We start from the raw sequence: 20,640 nt of genomic DNA on the forward strand, positions 1-20,640 counted from the left end.
ACGTTTGTGTCAATACAATTTGAAAGGAACCCCAAGATGACACGCGCAATGCACAACCCCGCCCTGATAGCGCTTAACGACAGCCCCCGGCTGCCGCTGATTGCCGCACTGGCCGTGCGGTTTGCGGCGACGGTCACAAAATGGGAGCGGCAACGCCGCAGCCGAATTAACTTGTCCAATCTCGATGACAGGCTGCTGAAGGATGTGGGCCTGACTAATTATCAGGCCAGACGAGAGATCGAACGCCCTTTTTGGCAGGGCTAGGTAATCCCCAGTCCCTATATGGGACCTCTTCCTTGGCCGGGTTTATCCCGGCCATTTTTTCACCCAAAAGCTGCCGCAGCTGACCCCTCTGGTGGTAAAGAATAGGTCATCGTTGCGCGAGCGACGGGTTTGTCTGACCCTTCCGAAAATATTAGAACGTCACCTACGGCAAGGGTTTTTCCTAGCTTCAGCAAGGTGCAGCGCGCAATCAAATCTGCATTTCCATCCGGTTTACGCATGAAGTCCATTGAACAACCGGTTGTCACGGCCAGAGATTGCTGGCCCCTGCGCGCCAGGATCAGTGCGTAAACGCTTACATCAGCTAATCCAAACATAGACGGCCCCGAGACAGTCCTACCGGGGCGCAAATGACGGTCGCCAACGGAAAGTCTCATGACGATGGACTCTTCGGTCAGATCCTGGACCGAATAATCCTGACTGACCTGGGGGAAGATTTGGCTCATATAATCCTCCAGTTCCTCCCGATTCATTGCCAATGACATACTTCCCCTCCTGGATTTGCCGACCTAGAGTTGGCCTCACATCAGATCGGAGGGCAAGATGGGAATTCTGGAACGAAATGACGCAGACGCCGTGGCTAGGCTTACAATGAATGCGCCAGACCGACTCAATGCCCTAAGTGACGAAATGCTGGCTGCGCTACAGACTGAACTTGATGCCCTGCGCGAAGACAGTTCCATCCGGGCGGTGATCCTTTCTGGTAAAGGCAAAGCTTTTTGTGCGGGTCATGATCTGAAACAGATGACAGCAGGGCGCCAATCTGAAGACGGCGGCAAAGCCTATTTCCAGGACCTATTCAATCGCTGTGCGAAAATGATGCTTTCAATTCAGTCGCTTCCGCAGCCGGTTATTGCCCAGGTGCACGGCATTGCTACGGCGGCCGGATGCCAGTTGGTTGCAACCTGCGATCTTGCTGTAGCTGCCGAAGGGACGCGGTTTGGCGTAAACGGTGTGAATATCGGGCTGTTCTGTTCGACTCCAATGGTTGCTCTTAGCCGAAACATTCCACGCAAACACGCCTTCGAGATGTTGACGACCGGAGATTTCATTCCGGCGTCACGAGCTGCTGAGCTGGGTCTTGTCAATCGCGTGGTGCCAGAAATGCTGTTGGAGCATGAGGCTGTTTCACTGGCCGAGCAGCTTGCCTCAAAACTGGGATCTGCCGTGAAAGTCGGAAAACAGGCCTTCTACCGCCAGTTGGATATGCCATTGGATCAGGCCTATTCCTATACCGGCGAGGTAATGGCTCAGAATATGATGCATCGGGATACCGAAGAAGGAATATCTGCATTTATCGGAAAAAGAGATCCAAATTGGAGCCAATAAGGAATTTGTCATGCATATTTTTCCGCAATGTCGCCATTTTTGGACTTTTCAAATGGGCGTTACTGTGGCAAAGCTGAGACGAGGCTAAGGCCTTGAACACTTTTTGGGTCGCCGTGGGCGGAAGGTCCCTCCGAGCTGGTTTCTCTCACTGGCGCAGACATTCCCGCATCGGCGACCCCAAAAATCCCTTGAAAACATGATTTCCCGTGCGCCATCGCTGCTGTGTTGCGTTGCGATCTTCTGTGCCCTATGTGGCAGCTTATGACACAGAAATTGCATATCGTGGGCGGCGGCATGGCCGGGTCCGAGGCTGCCTGGCAGGCGGCGGAAATGGGCGTCGAGGTCGTGATTCACGAAATGCGCCCAAAAGTCGGAACTTTTGCGCATCAGACCGGCAACTTGGCCGAGATGGTCTGCTCGAACTCATTCCGGTCGGATGATGACGAACAGAACGCCGTTGGACTGCTGCATTGGGAAATGCGCGAGGCCGAAGGGTTGATCTTGAAAACGGCAGATGCGCACCGACTGCCGGCCGGGGGCGCATTGGCTGTGGATCGCGATCCGTTTGCGGAATCTGTGACGGCCAAGTTAAAGGCTCACCCCCTTGTCGAAATCACTGGCGAAGAAGTGACCGCCCTGCCCTCTGACGGCCAATGGATATTTGCCACCGGCCCTCTGACGTCTGCTGGATTGGGAGAAGCAATCCGCGCGGAAACCGGCGCCGAGTCGTTGGCGTTCTTTGATGCCATTGCACCAATCGTCTATGCAGACAGCATCGACATGAGCAAAGCTTGGATGCAATCTCGGTATGACAAGGGTGAGACCGAAGAAGAACGCACCGCTTACCTGAATTGTCCGATGGACCGAGAACAGTACGACGCCTTCATCGACGCCCTGCTGGCCGCGGACAAGACCGAGTTCCATGAAGGAGAGACCGCAGGCTATTTCGACGGTTGTCTTCCGATAGAGGTTATGTCCGAGCGCGGTCGTGAAACGTTGCGCCACGGACCGATGAAGCCGGTCGGCCTGACGAACCCGCATCAGCCCGAGGTAAAGCCTCACGCGGTGGTTCAACTGCGCCGAGATAACGCCCTGGGAACATTGTTCAACATTGTCGGCTTTCAGACCAAGATGAAATACGGAGCCCAAACCGATGTGTTTCGCATGATTCCGGGGTTGGAGAATGCCAGTTTTGCGCGGCTGGGCGGTATTCATCGCAATACGTTCATCAACTCTCCGACATTGCTGGATTCCCAGATGCGGCTGAAATCAAAGCCCAATATCAGGTTCGCTGGTCAGATTACCGGTGTCGAAGGCTATGTGGAAAGCGCCGCGATGGGTCTTTTGGCCGGACGTCTGGCTGCTGCCGAGATGTTGGGCCGTACCGTTCCCGAAGTTCCGCAGGACAGTGCCATGGGCGCTTTGATCCACCACATCACTGGCGGTGCCGAGGCAAAAACATTCCAGCCCATGAACGTGAATTTCGGTCTGTTCCGTCCTGTCGATGGGTTAAAAGGCGGTCGGCGTGGCCGAAAAGACCGCTACAAGGCCTATACTGACCGGGCCAAGGAAGAATGGACCAAGTGGTTGGCGCATTGGTGACTGGACGGGTCCGGCCCCGACGTCCTAACATATCGGTATGAGCGATAAATTCCTAAAGGATGTCTATGGGCTGGATTCGCCTCAGGCGACCAAAGCACATTATCAAAAATGGGCCTCGTCTTATGATGATGAGGTTGGGTCAAACGGTTATGCGACCCCGGGACGTATCGCCCGGGCTCTCTGGTCGCAACTGCCCGAGCCCAAAACCCCAATTCTGGACTATGGCTGCGGTACCGGTCTGTCGGGTGTCGCACTGAACGCGGTAGGATTTGAGGTCGTCGATGGAATAGACCCCACCCCGCAGATGTTAGAGGGCGCTCTTACAAAGGGGGTTTATCGCAACCTAACCAGTTTCGACATCACAGATCCCAACCCTCTGCAAGCTGGCGCATATAAAGTAATCACAGCGATCGGAGTCATCGGCGTCGGCGCCGCACCGCCAGAGACACTGGATATGCTCCTAAACGCATTGCCATCACACGGTCTTTTAGCTTTTTCTTATAATGATCATACGCTTGAAGATCACAGCTATACCGTTCGCCTAAGTGAGTGGCTGGATATGGGCGCAGCACGATTGCTGTTCCGGGAATATGGCCCGCACCTTCCGGGAATGGACATGAAGTCTGACGTTTATATTGTTGAAAAAGTGTGACTTTAGTAACCAGATTTGCACCATCACCTACAGGACCGCTGCATCTTGGCCACGCTTATTCGGCGATTTTGGCACATGATTTTGCAAAGTCGAAGAATGGCCAGTTTTTGCTGAGGATCGAGGACATCGACCGATCTCGCTCGCGCCCGGCATGGGAAACCCAGATTTACGATGATTTGCATTGGCTTGGCCTGTCTTGGCCTGAACCGGTGCTGTACCAATCCACACGAGCTGCCGCCTATGATGCCGCGCTAGACGATCTGTGGTCGCGGGGGCTGCTGTACCCGTGCCGCTGCAACCGAAAAGACATCGCCAACGCGGCCAGCGCTCCCCAGGAAGGAGCCCCACTTCTTGGTCCGGACGGGATTATCTATCCGGGGACGTGTCGCACACGCTGGAAACAACAGGGTCCATCGGGTAAACCACGCCCGTTTAGTATTCCGTTGCGATTGGATATGGCCGAAGCTTTGAAACAAACATCCAGCCTGTTTCAGAGCGATAGTAACACCGCATCGTTTCAAGAGATTGGAAAAGGTCCAGGCGCTGAGTCCGGCTGTGTCTGGTTCACACAGGCAGAGATGCTGGAAACGGTTGGTGATGTCGTTCTGTCGCGCCGGGATATGGGCACGTCGTATCACTTGTCGGTCGTTCTGGATGACGCTGCACAAAAAGTTACGCATGTGGTTCGTGGTCAGGATCTGTTCGAAGCCACACGTATCCACGTTCTGCTGCAGACGCTGTTGAGTTTGCCGACACCGATCTACCTGCATCACCGCCTGATCCGCGATCAGGCCGGCAAACGGCTGGCCAAACGCGACGATGCGCGCGCCATTGCCAAGTTCCGCGATGAAGGTGCGACGCCCGAAGATATTCGGGCGATGGTGGGGCTTTGACCAATTAGGTCATGGGGTGCATGATTTCGACCTCATCCCCGTCTCTGACCGCTGTGTAGAAACAAGATCGACGGTTGGTGTGGCAGGCCGGACCGGTCTGGCGCACAAGGACAAGCAGGCAATCCCGGTCGCAATCCACGCGGAGATCAACCAATTCCTGCACATGGCCCGAGCTTTCGCCCTTGATCCAGAATGACTGGCGCGAGCGGGACCAATAGGTAACGCGTCTGGTTTCAAGCGTCTTTTCAATGGCGCTCTGGTTCATCCAGGCCATCATCAATACCTCGCCCGTATTTTCGTCCTGAGCGATGGCTGGAATCAGCCCGGCCTCGTTGAATTTCAAACTCGATGCATCGAACGCGACTGAGGAAGACATGACAAAAACCTTTTGCATCCCGGTGGATGGCCACTATGTATTGGGAACATTCAACGAGGGAAAGCCATGTCCGGCGAGAATGACCTGATAAAGCTATACTCTGGCCGAATTCTGGCCCTTGCTGCTGACATCCCACACCTATGCCGGCTTGATGACGCTGACGCTACGGTGAAAAAACGCTCGCCCCTATGCGGGTCGACCATCACTGTTGATGTAAAAGTTCAGGATGGCAGAATTTCAGAGTTCGGTCAGGACGTGAAAGCCTGCGCCCTGGGACAGGCCTCTGCTTCGGTCGTTGGCGGAGCAATCGTCGGCACAACGCGTGCTCAGGTCGAAAAGGCGCGCGAGCAACTGTCCTCGATGCTGAAAAAGGATGGATCGGCACCCGAGGCCCCATTTGATGGGCTTGAGGTTTTGATGCCCGCACGGGAATATAAGAACCGTCATGCCTCGATCCTGCTGGTTCTTGATGCAACCGCAGAGGCATTTGAACAGGCGGAACGTGCAAATTGCGCCTAAACATGGTTTTGACGGGCGAAACGTTATAGCCTTTCGGAATAAACGAAGGGAATTCCAGTTTTGAACGGTTTACTTGAGCATTTTGTCACGCTTTGGGTTGTTATTGATCCGATTGGAACAATCCCGGTCTTCATCGCTGTTACCGCAGGGCTTGGGGCCGCCGCACGCCGTAAGATGGCGCTTGTGGCCTCGCTTATAAGCGCCGGGATTCTATTGTTTTTCCTGGTCTTCGGGCAACTGCTGATCGAGGCGCTGGATATCGGCCTGAACTCTTTTCAAGTCGCTGGCGGCATTATCCTTTTCCTGTTCGCGCTGACCATGATTTTTGGCGAGCCCAAACAGGAAGTCGAGCAGCGCGCTGCCGAGGACGACATCAAAGACGAACTCCACAAACACAACCCAGCGATCTTTCCTCTTGCCGTCCCCTCGCTTGCCTCACCAGGTGCGATGCTGGCCATCGTCATCTTGACCGATAACAACAGGTACAGTGTTGCTGATCAGGGGATCACGGCTTTGGTCATGCTGTCGGTTGTTGCGATTGCCTTTGTCCTGATGTTGCTGGCCGAGCCGATCATTCGGCTGATCGGCCATTCAGGCGCCGCCATCATCAGCCGTGTCATGGGGATGATCCTGGCATCGGTCGCAGTGAACTCGGTTCTGTCGGCGTTGTTGGAAATTATGAAAACCGGTCAGCTCTAAAAAAAACCGCCGCACCTTTCGGGCGGAAAGGGCGGCGGCAGGTAATGCGTTTCTCATGTGGGGTCCGGATATCCGCGCGGGGCCGAGGCATGGCCCTTCAAGGGTATTGGGACAGGCAGGTCACCCTTGATTGAAATGGGGATGACAAGCGCGGCGTGATCGGCATGAGATCGCAGGCAGAAAGACTTAATACGTTCCGGGAAGATGAAGTGCGACCATAAGTATGACCACCAGTGCAACCGCACCTGCTGCGTCCTGCAGCAGCGTCGACTGGGAACGATTTAGGGTGGTCTTGATCTGGGTCAGCATATGGGTTCCTCCGGTCAGGGTTTTAATCCTTTGTTGACCTTTTGTTCTCATATTTTGCTGTCTTGGTAAAGAACTTTTTGAGAACATTTGTGAACTAATGTTCCTGTTTTCGTCTAACCAACTGATATCAAACGGATTGCCTGATCCTGTTTCATCAGCCACAAAAGAACACGAGCCGCCTTGCCCCTTTTCGTTTCAAGTTTGGCGTCCACGCCCAGCAGAGCCCTTGCGTCAGACTGCGCAACTGCCATCAAACCGGCCTGCCTTTCCAAATCGGCGATACGGAACTTCGGCAGACCTGACTGCGCAGTACCGATCAGATCGCCCGCTCCGCGCATTTGCAGGTCTGTCTCAGAGATTTTGAACCCGTCTTCGGTTTCGCGCAGAACTTCCAGCCTTTTGCGCCCCCCTTCGCCGAGGGGTGGCTGATACATCAGCAGACATGTCGAATCTGCCTCGCCTCGCCCAACACGACCGCGAAGCTGATGCAGCTGCGCCAGGCCAAAAATCTCGGCCCTTTCGATGACCATGATCGAGGCATTTGGAACATTCACGCCAACCTCGATTACCGTGGTCGCCACCAGAACTTTGGTTTGCCCCTGCTGAAATGCCTTCATCGCTGCGTCTTTGTCGGCGGGCGGCATTTGGCCGTGAACCAGCCCCACTATCCCGTCCCCCAAAATGGCACGCAGCCTTTTGAACCGTTCCTCGGCAGCGGTCAGATCCGATACTTCGGATTCATCGACAAGCGGGCAGACCCAATAGCATTGGCGGCCCTCAGCAATAGCTTTTTGCAGATGCGAGACAACTTCTTGAATCCGTTCAGTGCTCACAACCGCTGTTTTGACACGTTTTCGCCCCGGCGGCTTTTCATCAAGCACGGACACGTCCATGTCACCGTATTGAGTCAGGGCAAGACTGCGTGGAATAGGCGTTGCTGTCATGACCAAAACGTCCGCCCCCCTGCCTTTTTCCGACAGCTCCATGCGTTGACGGACCCCAAATCGGTGCTGTTCGTCGACGATTGCCAGCCGTAATTCCTGAAACGCGACATCGCTTTGAAATACGGCGTGAGTGCCCACCAGAATGTGAATATCCCCCCGTTGAAGCGCCAACAGCTTGGCACGCCGATCCGCCCCCTTGTCGCGACCGGTCAGGATTTCCAGAACCACGCCCGCCTCTTCGGCGAGGGGGCGCAACCCTTCCAGATGCTGCTGAGCGAGTATCTCGGTAGGGGCCATCATGACGCCCTGCCCGCCCGCCTCGACCGCGACCAGCAGTGCCATGAACGCAACCAGAGTCTTGCCGGACCCAACATCCCCCTGAAGCAATCTGTTCATGCGCGTATCCGAGGCCATATCCCCGGCGATCTCTTGAATAGCGCGCTGTTGGGCGTTGGTGGGCTTGTATGGCAGGTTCGACAACACACGGGATTGCAGCTTGCCCGTACCAGCGCTGGCGATCCCCTTGACCCTGCGCTCTCGTTGGCGGGCCAATGCCAAGGTCAGTTGATGCGCGAACAGCTCATCATAGGCCAAACGCTCATGCGCTGGAGAAAAAGACGCTACATCATCCGCACCCTGCGGATTATGCGCTGCATGTACAGCGCTCAGCCAGTCTGGCCAGTTCTCTTTTGCGACCTGCGCGGGATCAATCCATTCCGTCAATTCCGGCGAGAGTGCAACCGCGCTACGCGCGGCCTTGAAGGCAGTTTTCTGGGTCAGCCCCTGGGTCAAATGATAGACAGGTTCAAACTCAGGGATATCCTTCGCATCCGCTGGCGGCAGCATGTGATCCGGGTGGACCATCTGAGCGATCCCGTCGAACAGCTCTAACTTGCCAGAAATCACCCTGCGCGCGCCCTGAGGGAGCACTTTTTGCAAGTAATCGCCGCGGGCATGAAAGAACACCAACTGAAATTCAGTCTGGCTGTCTTCAACATGGACACGATACGCACCGCCCTTGTTTCTAGGGGGACGATGGATGCCAACGGTGACTTCTACGGTCAGCGTCGAGGGCAAATCGACGCCTTGAATGGTATCGCGCCTGCGCCGATCAATCACCGCATAAGGCAGCCCGAACAAGACGTCGCGCGGGGTCTCGACACCTGACTGCGCCAAGACCTGAGCCGTTTTCGGCCCCACGCCGTCAAGCGTTTCCAGCCGCGAAAACAGCGGGAACAGAGATTCGGGCCGACCACTCATTTGCCGTCGATCAGCTGCAACCAGCCATCTTCGTCGAGCGTCTCAATACCAAGTTCAGCCGCCTTTTTCGCCTTTGATCCAGCACCCGGTCCTGCAACCAAAAGATCGGTTTTATTGCTGACCGATCCCGACACTTTGGCGCCCAATGCCTCGGCACGAGCCTTGGCCTCGGCGCGGGTCATCTTTTCAAGCGATCCCGTAAAAACCACGGTCTTTCCCGCAACGGGGCTACCCGAGGTATCGGGCCGTTTCGCGTCTTGGACATCAAGCTGAGCCACAAGATCGTCGATGCTCTGCCGTTCGGCAGGCTGGGCGAAGGCTGAAACCAATGCGCGGGCCATAACCTCACCAACACCGTCAACGTTCAGCAGCTCATCCCATTCTGACCCGGTCTGACTATGCGCTATGGTAACCGCTTTTTCCAGCTCATCCCATGATCCGTAATGCGTTGCGATTAGGTTCGACGCTGCCTCGCCGACATGTCGAATGCCCAGTGCAAACAGCAACCGACCCAGTGGAATAACTCGTTTTTCATCAATCGCTTGCCACAGATTGGTGGCGCTCTGCGCCCCCCATCCCTTGCGATTAGCCAGCCTGTTCAGGTTCGCACTATCTCGTTGTTTCAGAGTAAAAATATCAGCCGGGGTCCGAACTGGCAGATCGGGATCGTCATAGAACATTTCAATCTGCTTTGCTCCAAACCCTTCGATATCAAAGGCCTTGCGTGAGACGAAATGCTTCAATTTCTCAACGGCTTGCGCAGGGCAGATAACGCCACCGGTACAGCGACGGACCGCGTCACCTTCCTCGCGGATCGCATCGCTGTGACATTCAGGGCATTTTTCCGGGAAGATGAACTTTTCGGCATCATCCGGGCGTTTCGAAATGTCGACATCGGCAACCTTCGGGATCACATCGCCGGCGCGATAAACCTGAACCCAGTCGCCGATCCGAATGTCTTTGCCTTCGCGTATCTCGCCGCCTTTTGCGTCTTTACCAGAAATGTAATCTTCGTTGTGCAACGTTGCGTTCGACACGACCACACCGCCGACAGTAACCGGGTGCAGCCTGGCCACCGGGCTCAGCGCGCCGGTGCGGCCAACCTGAATGTCGATCGCTTCAAGACGGGTCCAGGCAAGCTCGGCCGGAAATTTATGCGCAATTGCCCAGCGGGGTGTGCTGGACCGGAACCCAAGCCGTGATTGCAGCGCAAGATCGTTTACCTTGTAGACCACACCATCAATGTCATATCCAAGCGTCGCACGCTGCAGCTCGATGCTGCGATAGTGATCCAGAATCTGCTTTGTATCCGTGCATAAACGGGTTAGCGGGTTGGTTGAAAATCCGAATTCCTTCAGGCGCTGTATGGCTTCGTATTGGGTGCTTGCCAGAGGCTCAGACAGCTCCCCCCAGGCATAAGCAAAAAACTTGAGGGGACGAGAACGGGTAATTGCGGAATCCAACTGACGAAGGGATCCTGCGGCGGCATTTCGCGGGTTGGCGAAGGTTTTTTCGCCTTTCTTGGACTGGCTCTCATTTAGACGATCAAAGTCGTCGTGAGACATATAGACCTCGCCGCGAACCTCAAGGATGTCTGGTGCGCCGGTGATTGCCTGTGGAATATCCGATATGGTTAGCGCATTTGCGGTAACATTTTCCCCGACTTCTCCGTCTCCCCGTGTGGCCGCATGGACAAGCCTACCCCTCTCATACCGAAGCGAAAGGGAGAGACCGTCGATCTTGGGCTCAGCCGTATAGCTCAATCCCGTCTCGTCATCCAACCCTAGATATTTTCGGACAGACCGATCGAAATCAGAGACGTCCTCGTCATGAAAAGCGTTGCCCAAAGACAGCATGCGCACGGCATGTGAAATCTTGGAGAACCCATCGGCGGGGCGGGCACCAACGATATCCGATGGGCTGTCAGATCGCTTGAGTTGCGGAAATCGCGACTCGATTTCTGAGTTTCTGAGTTTCAGCGCATCATAGTCGGCATCAGAAATCTCGGGGGCGTCTTTCTGGTGATACAATGCGTTCGCATGATGTAAAAGCCCAGCCAGCCGCGCCAATTCATTGCGTGCCTGATCTTCCGTCAGGTCTGATACTGAAATGGAATTGCTCATGCCCTCGCCCCGTCAAATGTTCTTGGAGTTCAGTGATAGGGCGAGGGCATGGCTAGGTCTAGACGTGCTGTTCAGTGAGCGAGGGTGTCGCCCCGGACCCTTGGCGACGAAAAACTTGCGCGCCTAGGCGCCAACCGCAATGCGAGGTTCATCGACGCTGTTTTTCTGAGGATCGCGCAACACATACCCCCTGCCCCAGACGGTCTCGATATAATTTTCGCCCTCGGTGGCATTGCTAAGTTTTTTGCGCAATTTGCAGATAAAGACGTCAATGATTTTCAATTCGGGCTCATCCATTCCCCCATAGAGATGGTTAAGGAACATCTCTTTAGTCAGGGTTGTTCCCTTTCGAAGGCTCAGAAGTTCGAGCATTTGATATTCTTTGCCGGTCAGGTGAACAGCCTTGCCTTCCACTTCGACGGTTTTCGCATCCAGATTCACTGCAACGCGCCCGGTGTGGATTATGGATTGAGAATGCCCTTTTGAGCGGCGAATAATGGCGTGAATACGTGCAACCAATTCTTCTCTATGGAATGGTTTGGTCAGATAATCGTCAGCACCAAATCCGAAGCCTTTAATTTTACTTTGTGTATCGTCGGCCCCCGACAGGATCAGGATCGGCGTTTCCACCCGCGCAACCCGCAACTGGCGCAGCACTTCATGCCCGTTCATATCCGGAAGGTTGAGATCAAGGAGGATCAGGTCGTAATCGTAAAGTTTTGCGAGGTCGATCCCTTCTTCGCCTAAATCTGTCGCATATACGTTCAGATTGGCATGTGTCAGCATCAGTTCGATGCTTTTGGACGTGGTTGGATCATCCTCGACAAGAAGTATACGCATTTACTGCTCCAATTCAGCTCAATTTACCAATTAAAATCGAGCCTGCTCAAAAATGGTTAATCTGACGTTACCGTTGAATCATTTATTCACGCTCTCCTTTAGGTTGTCGATATTTTTTTATCGTAGTGACCTTTAATGCGTCCGTTCCGTGTTCTGCGACCGCAGAAACCCAGGAATTAAATTCTTCATCGCTGAGGCCATATTGGTTTTTGGCTTCCGAAAGCGTAATCAATCCGTATAGAACGCCACGGACTACAATCGCTTTACGGGATGCCACCCAGCGGGTTGTCTCTTTTGGCGGCAGATCAGCCCGGGATAAAACCGTTCCATCCGGCAGGGTTACCGACCTGGGCCCCTCTACTTTGTGCAAATACATCTTTCGGTCCTCTTCGTGCTGCGACAAAGCTGACACCATGCTACTTAATGTGTTGTGAAACCGCCCCTTGAGAGTATCTAGAATTTTCCTATATTCTGCCGGTCTTTCTTAACCCGTACTGGAACCGTCATGGCCCTCGACACCGAGACACCGCTGAACTCTCTTGGCTTTGCCAAGCCCCCGTCTGAAACGCGGGTGGTTGTTGCCATGTCCGGAGGCGTGGACAGCTCGGTCGTGGCCGCGCATTTGGCGGATCAGGGGTATGACGTCATCGGCGTCACCCTGCAGCTGTATGACCACGGTGCTGCGCTGGCCAAAAAGGGGGCCTGCTGTGCCGGTATCGACATTCACGATGCGCGCCGCGTGGCCGAGGAACGCGGGTTTCCGCATTACGTTCTGGATTATGAGAACATCTTCAAGGACGCCGTGATCGACGAATTCGCCGACAGCTATCTGGCCGGTGCGACGCCGGTTCCCTGCATTCGCTGTAACGAACGGGTGAAATTCAAGGACCTGCTGGAAACCGCCAAGGATCTTGAGGCTGATTGCATGGCCACCGGCCACTATATTCAGCGCAAGACAGGCCCCAACGGGCCGGAATTGCACAGCGCCGAGGATGCCAACCGCGATCAATCCTATTTCCTGTTCTCGACGACCCCGGAACAGCTGGATTTCCTGCGCTTTCCACTGGGCCACCTGCCCTCCAAGGACGCAACGCGCGAAATGGCTGCGCAATATGGGTTGGCTGTTGCCGACAAGCCCGACAGTCAGGACATCTGTTTCGTGCCCAACGGCAACTATGCCAGCGTAATCGAAAAGCTGCGCCCCGGCGCGGCGGAACCGGGTGAGATCGTTCATGCGGATGGTCGTGTGCTGGCCCAGCATAACGGGGTAATCCACTATACCATTGGTCAGCGCCGCGGGCTTGGTATCGGAGGCCTCAGCGATCCGCTTTACGTGGTGAAGCTGGATGTCGACAAAAAACAGGTTGTGGTTGGCCCCAAAGAGATGTTGGCCACCCGCACCATTCCGGTGCGTGAAATCAACTGGCTGGGCGATGAGCCGTTTACGTCACGCGATGAATGGCACGTCCTGGTCAAGGTTCGCTCGACCCGACCCCCGCGTGAGGCCATCATCCGCCCACTTTCGGAAACCACGGCCGAGGTCGAGTTGCTGACCCCGGAAGAAGGTGTGTCGCCCGGTCAGGCCTGTGTCTTCTATGCATCCGAAGGCAGCCGCATCTTCGGCGGCGGTTGGATTTGGCGCGGATACTAAACTGCGTCGGTCCACGAGTTGCTGAGAATATAAAGACCAGCGCAGATCATCACGTAAGGAACAAGCATCTCAAGCTTGCGCGCGATGCGACCACTGATGAGCGGAGATTTGGCGCCCAGCAGCGCCAGCGTGGCCAATCCTACCACGGCAAGCCCTGCGCCGAAGGCTCCGGCGATCCGAAAGCCTAGCGTTGAATCCGCCAATAACGGCGCCAGAACGGCCAAAGTGTCCATCGACAGGCTGGTAAACAGTAAGGTTGTCACCAAAATTGACGCTCCGGCTTCGAGATGCGCCGGTGTATCGGCGCCCTGCCCGCGCCATTGGCGGATGGCGGCCAGACAGCCCAGTGTCAGCGGGATCATCCCCAGATACCCGGCCCAGCCCGGTATCACGCCCTCGATCCCCATGGCGAACAGCAAGGACGCCGAAATCACCAAGCCCTGTGCGAACAGAAAGCCAAAGACGGCCCGCTTGTCCCCTGACACCAAGATCAGCGCCACCAAGGCGGCAAGATTATCCAGATTGGTCAGTATCAATGCCAGAAAGGCCGAAAAACCAAAGAGGATGAACTCGGCCATCAGGACGGCATTCTGGCCAACACGGCCTTTGCAGCTCTGAAACCAGGGGCGTCGCCGCCACGGCCCAGGCGTTCCATTGTCAGATCCATCGCGCTGCGCTGCGCGTCAGGTTTCAGGGCGACCTCTCGTAGCGCTACGGCAATCTTGTCCGGCAGGCAGTCATCCAGCAGGCATTCCGGGATGGAACGCGTTTCCGAGACAAGATTGACCAATGTAACCGTGTCCAGATTGACCATACGTACTGCCAGTTTCTGGGTCAGCCAGCTGAGGCGGTAGGCAATCACCATGGGTGTTGCTTGGGCTGCAAGTTCAAGCGACACGGTACCCGATGCCGCCAGAGCAAGGTCCGCTGCGGCAAAAGCTGCGCGTTTCTGCTGAACCGCCTCTTCGGTCGGAACATTGCGCGGGTCGATCACGACGGGATTGCCTGGCCATGTCTGCAGATGTTCGGTTACGGCCTCGACCATATGTGCAACCGCCGGAACAATAACCCGCGTACCCGGCCGGTCGACTAGGAATTGCCCCAGGGCCTGACCAAATACAGGGGCCAGACGGTCAACCTCACCCTTGCGCGACCCCGGCAAGGCAAGAACCAGCGGAGCATCCCCAAGATCATAGGCGGCGCGAAACTCCTGGATATCGCGATCTGAGGCGATGGGTTCGCTTGCAACCGGATGGCCAACAAAATCGCATTCCATCCCGGCGCGTTCCATATAGGGCGGCTCAAACGGAAGCAACGCCAGCACATGGTCGATGACCTTGGCCATCTTATCCGCACGCCCCGGTCGCCATGCCCAAACGCTGGGGGCCACATAGTGGACGGTTCGAGTATCGCTTGCCGCTTTGACCAGCTTGGCAACGCGCAACGAGAAGTCCGGACTGTCGATGGTGATCAATACGTCAGGTTTGGTGTCCAGCACGGCCTGCGCTGTCTCAGATATCCGGCGCTTGAGGTGAAAGAATTTTGGCAATACCTCAATCAGGCCCATCACTGACAATTCGGACATCGGAAAGCGGCTGTTCAGACCCTGGGCCTGCATCAATGGTCCGCCGACCCCGTCGAATGTAACATCTGGGACAAGGGCACGTAGCCCTTCCATCAACGCGCCGCCCAATCGATCGCCCGAAGGTTCGCCGGCGACCAGAAACACCCGCATCAGTTGGTTCGCTCACGCACATAAAGGAACAAACCCAGGCGATCGCACTCAGCAATTACACGTTGTCGCTGCAATACAAGCACCCCGCCTTTTTCGATCACGATCCCGGACAAACCAGCTGCGACGGCGCTGGAAATGGTTTCGGGTCCAATAGCTGGCAGATCCGCGCGAAAGTCCTGATCGGGCTTTGGACCCTTGAAAAGCACCCCACCCCCCGCATCGGGCCGTTGAGTCAGAGACTCGAGCATCCATGCGGTGCCAAAAATTCCTTCGATCGCCAAAGCCTGCCCTTTGGAAACTGCACAGGCCTGGCCGATATCAGCTGCCCCCATGGCACGCAGGATACTGGATGCCCGATCCGCATCTGCGCGATCCGCGTCTGAGGGCTGTGCCTCTGTCAAACAACCAAGCGGAGGCAGCAGTTCAGGCGCAATCTCATGCGCGGCACGGACATTCAGGCCCGAGTTTTCGAATATCCCAATGACAGCCCGTAATGCGCCGTCATCGCCGGATTGAATCGCCTGCACCAGAATAGGCACCAACGGCATCGTCGCGGCATCAATGCGCGACGGGTCAACGGCGGGACGTTGAACCGCTCCGGCCATACAGATTTCAGTTACGCCACAGGTTTTGAGATCCGCGATGAATGATCCAAGCTGTTCCAGCGGGAAAACGATGTCGGCAGACAGAGTATCCGGGGCAAAGCCTTCCATCGCACAGATCAAGGGCCGTTCAGCCAGACAGGAAACCACTTCGTCCGGCAACACACCTGTTCCCGCGATCAGTGCCAACATGATATTACTTCCTCGGTGTCAGAAAGGACCGATCCGAATCGCCGGTTACGAAATTGACGATTTCGCGGACATATTCGCTTTCGGCATCTTCACCCAAGCGCTTGGCGCGGTCCATAAAAGTTCCGTCACCATCGGACAATTCGCGAAACGCTGCGCGTAAAGCTGAAATATCAGCTCGTGCGACACCGCGCCGTTTGAGGCCAACAAGATTCAGGCCGTCCAGCTCGCCGCGAGGCGCTTGAACAAGCCCATAGGGAATCACGTCGTTGGGCACCATCGTCAGCGCGCCGATAATCGCCCCGCGGCCCACACGAACCCATTGATGCAAACCCGAAATCCCGCCGACGATAACATCGTCTTCGATAATGCAATGTCCCGCGGCACCAGAATGGTTCACCATGATCACGCGATTGCCAATCTGAACGTCGTGAGCCACGTGAACACCAGCCATCAGCAAACAGTCATCGCCAATCCGGGTTACACCGCCACCGCCGTCTGTTCCAGAATTCACTGTTACATGTTCACGGATACGGTTTCGTTTGCCAATTTCCAGCCGCGTATCTTCACCGCCGAACTTAAGGTCTTGCGGGATTTCACCGATGACCGAAAAATTGAAGATTATGGTGTCTTCATCCACCTCGGTGTCACCAGTAACAACAACATGCGACTTCAGTTCTACCCGGTCTTTCAACCGCACCCTTGAACCAACAAAACAAAAAGGGCCGATGACACAGCCCTCTCCGATCTGAGCACCGTCTTCGATGATTGCGCTAGGGTGAATGCCACTCATGTTGTCTTTTCCATGTCCCAATCAACATAGGCTGAGAACTCAGCTTCGGCTGCGACCTCTCCATCAACCGTGGCCCTGCCAGAGAACTTGAAAATCTTGCCACCCTTCTTGCCGCGCACAGTTTCAACATGCATCTCGAGCACGTCACCGGGCACGACTTTGCGGCGGAACTTGCACTTGTCGATATTCATGAAATAGATCAACAAGTCGCTGTCGATGACATCCATCCCAACGCCAAGCATAACACCTGCGGTCTGCGCCATTGCTTCAACAATGGTCACACCAGGCATAATCGGTGTACCAGGAAAATGGCCCTGGAAATGCGGCTCGTTCATAGTGACGTTCTTGATGCCGACCGCTGACTGAAAGCCTGAAATCTCGACCACCTTGTCGACCAGCAGAAACGGATAGCGGTGCGGCAATATCCGTTGAATCAGCTGAATGTCGGCGCTTTTGGTGTCCGTGCTCATAGTTCTGATATCCTGTTCTGGATTTCTCTTTTCAATGTGGTTAGCAACACCGCGACCCGAGGGCAAGCAAACCTATTCGCCTGTACCTTCGTCAAGTGTTGTTCCATCACCAATGGCTGTATCAATTCGGGTGATGGCGGCATCTGTCACATCGGACAGATCCGAACTGAGAAACACGCTGGAGCGTTGAATAATGACAGAGGCGCCAGATTCGCGCAAAAGATCGATCAATACTGGGCGGGCGAGTTCAAAAAACATCTGTCGTGCATCTTCACTGCGACGCGCAAGGGCATCAAGCTTGGCGCGCTGCCCTTCTCGGTGGTTCTGAACCTTTCTGTCGAACGCCTCTGCGAGGGGACGAAATTCTTCAGCAGACAGAGAGGCGCGCTTTTCGGTGAGGTCCTTCTCCTCCGCGCTGAGCTCTGCAACGATCCGCTCGTTCTCGGCAGCAAGCAGAGTCCCCTCTGCTTCGATCTCACTGAGAATGCGACGTCCAAACGCCGAGTCAGAAAACAACCGTTCGCTGGAGATTGTCAGGACGCTGGCTTGTGTCACGCCAAGCTGCTGTCCGGTAACCGGTCCTGCCAGGGTTAAGGTCAGAAAAAGACACAGGGCCCGAATGGGGCCCTGCATATAGGTTCGAAGACTACCTCGCATCCGAGATCAGAACCTCGCCTGAATGGTCAGGTCGAAATTCTGTTCCTTGTCAAAGTCCTCTTTCTTGAGCGCTTGCGAAAAGTTAAAGCGCAGTGGGCCAAACGGTGTTTCCCATAGGACTGCAACACCCAGAACATGACGGATAGACCCATCCGCACCGACAATGTTGGCACCCGAAGTGTTTACATCGTCGATATTGTACAGGTTACCGAAATCATAGAACACGCCTCCACGCAGGCCCAATTCTTCGGGCAAGCCCAGAGGAAAGTCCGATTCCAGACGCGCGACCCAATAGTAATTCCCGCCGATAGCGTCATCCTGACCATTTGACAGATCCCGTGGCCCCAAACCGGCTGGCTCGAACCCGCGGAATTTATTGGGGCCCAACACAAAGCGATCCAACGTCCGGCTGAAATCGTTGCCAGTCCAGTGCATTGCACCCATTTCAAGCGATGCACGAAGAACGACTTCTTCACTCAGAACGCGTGTTTGGGCAATCCCGCGTGCGCTGGTTTTGTAGAACTTGTTGTCCCCACCCAGCCCAGCGGCATCCAGGCCAACCTCAAACAGAACACCGGCATTGGGGTTAAGCCCACCAAGGCGGCTGTCATATACATAGGACACACCCAGAGAACTTGTCGTGCGTTCACCCTGATCAATCTCAGAGGCGATGACCGCGCCGTTTGCCTCGTTGTCCTGCTGCTTCATCTCGCTGTTTTCCCAGGCATAGCGAACGCGCAACGAAGAAAGCTCTCCGATCGCATAGCTCAACTGAGGGTTAAAGAACACACGCTCGGTGTTATAGCTGGCAAAACTGGAGTCGGTCGACGCCAAACCCAGACCAAGATCAAAGCGAAGCTTGCGGCCCAAAAGATAGGGTTCGGTGAAATTCAGGGAGTACTCTTCTGAATCCTGTGCGGTCGAAATCGTAACCCCGACGGTCTGTCCACGGCCTAGGAAGTTTGACTCACTTAGGCCGATTGCAATGCCGAAACCGTCAGAGATCGAGTAGCTACCACCGAGGCTGAGCGAGCCTGTTGGCTGTTCTTCGACGTCGACATCCACGATCACTTGGCTGGGCGTCGAACCCTCGCGCGGTTCAACATCAGCGACGGCGAAATAGCCCAATGCCCGGATACGTTCAGCCGCCTGCCGAATTTCTCGCGGGTTGAACGGGTCACCCTCGACGGTGTCGAATTGACGACGGATCACGCGGTCAAGCGTTGTGGTGTTGCCCTCGATGTCGATACGCTCGACAAAGATACGCGGTCCTTTGGTCAGAACGAATTCAACATCCAGCGTCAAATCACGTGCATTGCGCGTGACGCGCGGCTCAACCCGCAGAAAGTCCACCCCTTGCCGAATGCCCAGACGCTCTTGCCTGGCGATAGAGTTTTCGACCAGTGAAGGAGAATAGGTGACACCCGGCTTGATCTTGAGTGCGGCCTGATACTCTGCCGCATCAACACCGGGTATTTCGCTTACGGTGGTGATCTTGCCGAATGAGAATTTCTGACCTTCAGTTACATTCATCACCAGGAAAAACGCGTCGCGCTCACGTGTGAATTCAACATTGGCGCTGTTGACGCGGAAATCGACATAGCCACGCGACAAGTAGAAATCACGGATGACTTGTTTGTCGAACTCGATCCGGTCAGCGATAAAAGTATCGCCCCGCAGGAACGTGCGCAGGAAATTGGCTTGCTTGGTTTCAAGCACACGGCGCAGACGCCGGTCGGAATAAGCCCGGTTGCCAACAAAGCTTACGCGCTCAACCTCGATCGTCGTACCTTCGGAGATTTCAAAAACGAGGTCTACCCGATTGTCGCTGCGGCGGATGATTCTGGGGATGACGGTTGCTGCAACACGTCCTTGAGCCAAATAGATTTCGGCAATCATGTCTGCGTCAGCTTCAGCGACCTGAGGCGTAAAGACCCGGCGGGGTTGAGACGAAACGGCATTGAGCAACAGCTCATCCTTGAGCCTCTTGTTACCCTCGATGCTGATCTGGTTGATCGTCGGATATTCCTGAACTTTGATGACCAAAGTGCTGCCACGAGGGGTCAAATCGACTGTTTCAAAAACACCACTGTCAAGCAGCCGTTGGAAGGCATCGTTGAGTTGTCCAGCTGTCACCGTCTGCCCAGGTTCGATTCCCGAACGTGCAATGATTGTCGATGTCTCGATGCGCCTGTTCCCCTCAACTTCGAACGAGTTGATGGTGTAGCTTTGCGCCTGAGCAGCCTGCGGCAGTGACAGCAAACTAACTGTGGCAAATAAGAAAAAGAATGTTAGGGCCTGCCACAAAATCTTGTTTACCGGCTTTTGCCCCCCGCAGGATGTGCCTGCGCCTCGCCTGTCGGTCATATTTTTCTCTACCCAGAATTTTAAGACTTTAAAGCTGAGTAACGGGATTGTCTGGCCTTGTCAAAAGCCGAAAAACAGAAAGCGGCCCATTGGGCCGCTGTTCAGCAAATAAAAAGAAAGGAACAGAATCACATGGTGATCAGATAAGCGCATCCACCCATAGCCAACGCAGTCGCGCCGAAAAACAAGATCGAGTCCCAGTTCAGCGCAAGCAGGAAGCTAAAGCTGCGATATGATTTTTTGATAGCATTCGCCATGATCGCCTCTGACAGACAAAATTATGAAACGAACACATCCTATGAGGGAATTGGGGCGGAATTGCGACTAGATTGTGCAAGCTCCGCCCAA

General features: G+C 55.1%; 23 protein-coding genes. 8 read left to right on the plus strand and 15 right to left on the minus strand.

What is annotated here, in order from left to right; all coding sequences use genetic code 11:
* Window positions 1-36: 36 nt before the first annotated feature.
* A complete protein-coding gene (locus tag AC2FGB_RS02985; RefSeq protein WP_142633870.1) occupies window positions 37-264 on the plus strand; it encodes a DUF1127 domain-containing protein in 228 nt (75 codons plus the stop codon).
* 59 nt (window positions 265-323) lie between these two features.
* Here AC2FGB_RS02985 and AC2FGB_RS02990 read toward each other — a convergent pair whose 3' ends face one another.
* Window positions 324-767, minus strand: a complete 444-nt coding sequence (locus AC2FGB_RS02990) for a PaaI family thioesterase (RefSeq protein ID WP_496693183.1) — start codon at window positions 765-767, stop codon at window positions 324-326.
* Window positions 768-825: 58 nt separating this feature from the next.
* Between AC2FGB_RS02990 and AC2FGB_RS02995 the strand changes: the two genes are divergently transcribed.
* From AC2FGB_RS02995 to gluQRS, 4 genes are all read left to right on the plus strand, one after another.
* A complete protein-coding gene (locus AC2FGB_RS02995; RefSeq protein ID WP_282021264.1) occupies window positions 826-1,611 on the plus strand; it encodes an enoyl-CoA hydratase in 786 nt (261 codons plus the stop codon).
* Between the two features lie 261 nt (window positions 1,612-1,872).
* Window positions 1,873-3,213 (plus strand): methylenetetrahydrofolate--tRNA-(uracil(54)-C(5))-methyltransferase (FADH(2)-oxidizing) TrmFO, encoded by a 1,341-nt coding sequence (trmFO, locus tag AC2FGB_RS03000; protein ID WP_142633876.1) that lies wholly within the window; start codon window positions 1,873-1,875, stop codon window positions 3,211-3,213.
* A gap of 37 nt (window positions 3,214-3,250) precedes the next feature.
* A complete protein-coding gene (locus AC2FGB_RS03005) occupies window positions 3,251-3,865 on the plus strand; it encodes a class I SAM-dependent DNA methyltransferase (protein ID WP_496693184.1) in 615 nt (204 codons plus the stop codon).
* Window positions 3,862-4,758 carry a tRNA glutamyl-Q(34) synthetase GluQRS gene (gene gluQRS / locus AC2FGB_RS03010; RefSeq protein ID WP_496693185.1) on the plus strand — a complete coding sequence of 299 codons (897 nt, stop codon included), beginning with the start codon at window positions 3,862-3,864 and terminating at the stop codon, window positions 4,756-4,758. Before AC2FGB_RS03005 ends, gluQRS begins: the two co-directional genes overlap by 4 nt.
* 4 nt (window positions 4,759-4,762) lie before the next feature.
* On the opposite strand, the gene hisI is transcribed toward gluQRS, so the two are convergent.
* Entirely contained in the window at window positions 4,763-5,152 is a 390-nt protein-coding gene (gene hisI / locus AC2FGB_RS03015; RefSeq protein ID WP_281972122.1) for a phosphoribosyl-AMP cyclohydrolase, read from the minus strand.
* 48 nt (window positions 5,153-5,200) lie between these two features.
* On the opposite strand from hisI, the gene AC2FGB_RS03020 reads away from it, so the two are divergent.
* Both AC2FGB_RS03020 and AC2FGB_RS03025 read left to right on the plus strand, forming a co-directional pair.
* The gene (locus AC2FGB_RS03020; protein ID WP_496693186.1) at window positions 5,201-5,653 is read left to right on the plus strand and encodes an iron-sulfur cluster assembly scaffold protein; all 453 of its coding nucleotides are present in this window, start codon (window positions 5,201-5,203) and stop codon (window positions 5,651-5,653) included.
* Window positions 5,654-5,713: 60 nt separating this feature from the next.
* Window positions 5,714-6,352 (plus strand): MarC family protein, encoded by a 639-nt coding sequence (locus AC2FGB_RS03025; RefSeq protein ID WP_142633886.1) that lies wholly within the window; start codon window positions 5,714-5,716, stop codon window positions 6,350-6,352.
* A gap of 186 nt (window positions 6,353-6,538) precedes the next feature.
* Here AC2FGB_RS03025 and AC2FGB_RS03030 read toward each other — a convergent pair whose 3' ends face one another.
* The 5 genes from AC2FGB_RS03030 to sciP all read right to left on the minus strand — a co-directional run bounded on the left by AC2FGB_RS03030 (window position 6,539) and on the right by sciP (window position 12,204).
* Window positions 6,539-6,823, minus strand: a complete 285-nt coding sequence (locus AC2FGB_RS03030; protein ID WP_142633888.1) for a hypothetical protein — start codon at window positions 6,821-6,823, stop codon at window positions 6,539-6,541.
* Window positions 6,775-8,865: an ATP-dependent DNA helicase RecG gene (gene recG, locus AC2FGB_RS03035; protein WP_496693187.1), complete on the minus strand. Its 2,091-nt coding sequence runs from the start codon at window positions 8,863-8,865 to the stop codon at window positions 6,775-6,777. Before recG ends, AC2FGB_RS03030 begins: the two co-directional genes overlap by 49 nt.
* The gene (gene ligA, locus AC2FGB_RS03040) at window positions 8,862-10,988 is read right to left on the minus strand and encodes an NAD-dependent DNA ligase LigA (RefSeq protein ID WP_496693188.1); all 2,127 of its coding nucleotides are present in this window, start codon (window positions 10,986-10,988) and stop codon (window positions 8,862-8,864) included. The genes recG and ligA overlap by 4 nt, the downstream gene beginning before the upstream one ends.
* 123 nt (window positions 10,989-11,111) lie before the next feature.
* Window positions 11,112-11,828 (minus strand): response regulator transcription factor CtrA, encoded by a 717-nt coding sequence (gene ctrA, locus AC2FGB_RS03045; protein ID WP_496693189.1) that lies wholly within the window; start codon window positions 11,826-11,828, stop codon window positions 11,112-11,114.
* A gap of 82 nt (window positions 11,829-11,910) precedes the next feature.
* Window positions 11,911-12,204, minus strand: a complete 294-nt coding sequence (gene sciP, locus AC2FGB_RS03050) for a CtrA inhibitor SciP (protein ID WP_281972127.1) — start codon at window positions 12,202-12,204, stop codon at window positions 11,911-11,913.
* A gap of 129 nt (window positions 12,205-12,333) precedes the next feature.
* Between sciP and mnmA the strand changes: the two genes are divergently transcribed.
* The gene (gene mnmA / locus AC2FGB_RS03055) at window positions 12,334-13,479 is read left to right on the plus strand and encodes a tRNA 2-thiouridine(34) synthase MnmA (protein WP_281994637.1); all 1,146 of its coding nucleotides are present in this window, start codon (window positions 12,334-12,336) and stop codon (window positions 13,477-13,479) included.
* Here mnmA and AC2FGB_RS03060 read toward each other — a convergent pair.
* The 8 genes from AC2FGB_RS03060 to AC2FGB_RS03095 all read right to left on the minus strand — a co-directional run bounded on the left by AC2FGB_RS03060 (window position 13,476) and on the right by AC2FGB_RS03095 (window position 20,549).
* Entirely contained in the window at window positions 13,476-14,057 is a 582-nt protein-coding gene (locus tag AC2FGB_RS03060; protein WP_281994638.1) for a cadmium resistance transporter, read from the minus strand. The genes mnmA and AC2FGB_RS03060 overlap by 4 nt on opposite strands.
* Window positions 14,057-15,214 (minus strand): lipid-A-disaccharide synthase, encoded by a 1,158-nt coding sequence (gene lpxB, locus AC2FGB_RS03065; RefSeq protein WP_496693190.1) that lies wholly within the window; start codon window positions 15,212-15,214, stop codon window positions 14,057-14,059. The genes AC2FGB_RS03060 and lpxB overlap by 1 nt, the downstream gene beginning before the upstream one ends.
* Complete coding sequence (locus tag AC2FGB_RS03070; protein WP_496693191.1) at window positions 15,214-16,008, minus strand: LpxI family protein; 795 nt, start codon at window positions 16,006-16,008, stop codon at window positions 15,214-15,216. Before AC2FGB_RS03070 ends, lpxB begins: the two co-directional genes overlap by 1 nt.
* A 4-nt stretch (window positions 16,009-16,012) precedes the next feature.
* The gene (gene lpxA, locus AC2FGB_RS03075) at window positions 16,013-16,798 is read right to left on the minus strand and encodes an acyl-ACP--UDP-N-acetylglucosamine O-acyltransferase (protein ID WP_271947043.1); all 786 of its coding nucleotides are present in this window, start codon (window positions 16,796-16,798) and stop codon (window positions 16,013-16,015) included.
* Window positions 16,795-17,268 (minus strand): 3-hydroxyacyl-ACP dehydratase FabZ, encoded by a 474-nt coding sequence (fabZ, locus tag AC2FGB_RS03080; protein WP_142633907.1) that lies wholly within the window; start codon window positions 17,266-17,268, stop codon window positions 16,795-16,797. The genes lpxA and fabZ overlap by 4 nt, the downstream gene beginning before the upstream one ends.
* A gap of 72 nt (window positions 17,269-17,340) precedes the next feature.
* Window positions 17,341-17,823, minus strand: coding sequence for an OmpH family outer membrane protein (locus tag AC2FGB_RS03085; RefSeq protein ID WP_282021270.1), 483 nt, complete (start codon window positions 17,821-17,823; stop codon window positions 17,341-17,343).
* 108 nt (window positions 17,824-17,931) lie between these two features.
* Window positions 17,932-20,292 (minus strand): outer membrane protein assembly factor BamA, encoded by a 2,361-nt coding sequence (gene bamA / locus AC2FGB_RS03090; RefSeq protein WP_142633911.1) that lies wholly within the window; start codon window positions 20,290-20,292, stop codon window positions 17,932-17,934.
* A gap of 128 nt (window positions 20,293-20,420) precedes the next feature.
* The gene (locus AC2FGB_RS03095; protein WP_271947040.1) at window positions 20,421-20,549 is read right to left on the minus strand and encodes a hypothetical protein; all 129 of its coding nucleotides are present in this window, start codon (window positions 20,547-20,549) and stop codon (window positions 20,421-20,423) included.
* Between the last annotated feature and the right edge of the window lie 91 nt (window positions 20,550-20,640).

Source organism: Ruegeria sp. CDSC021, from assembly GCF_059610845.1.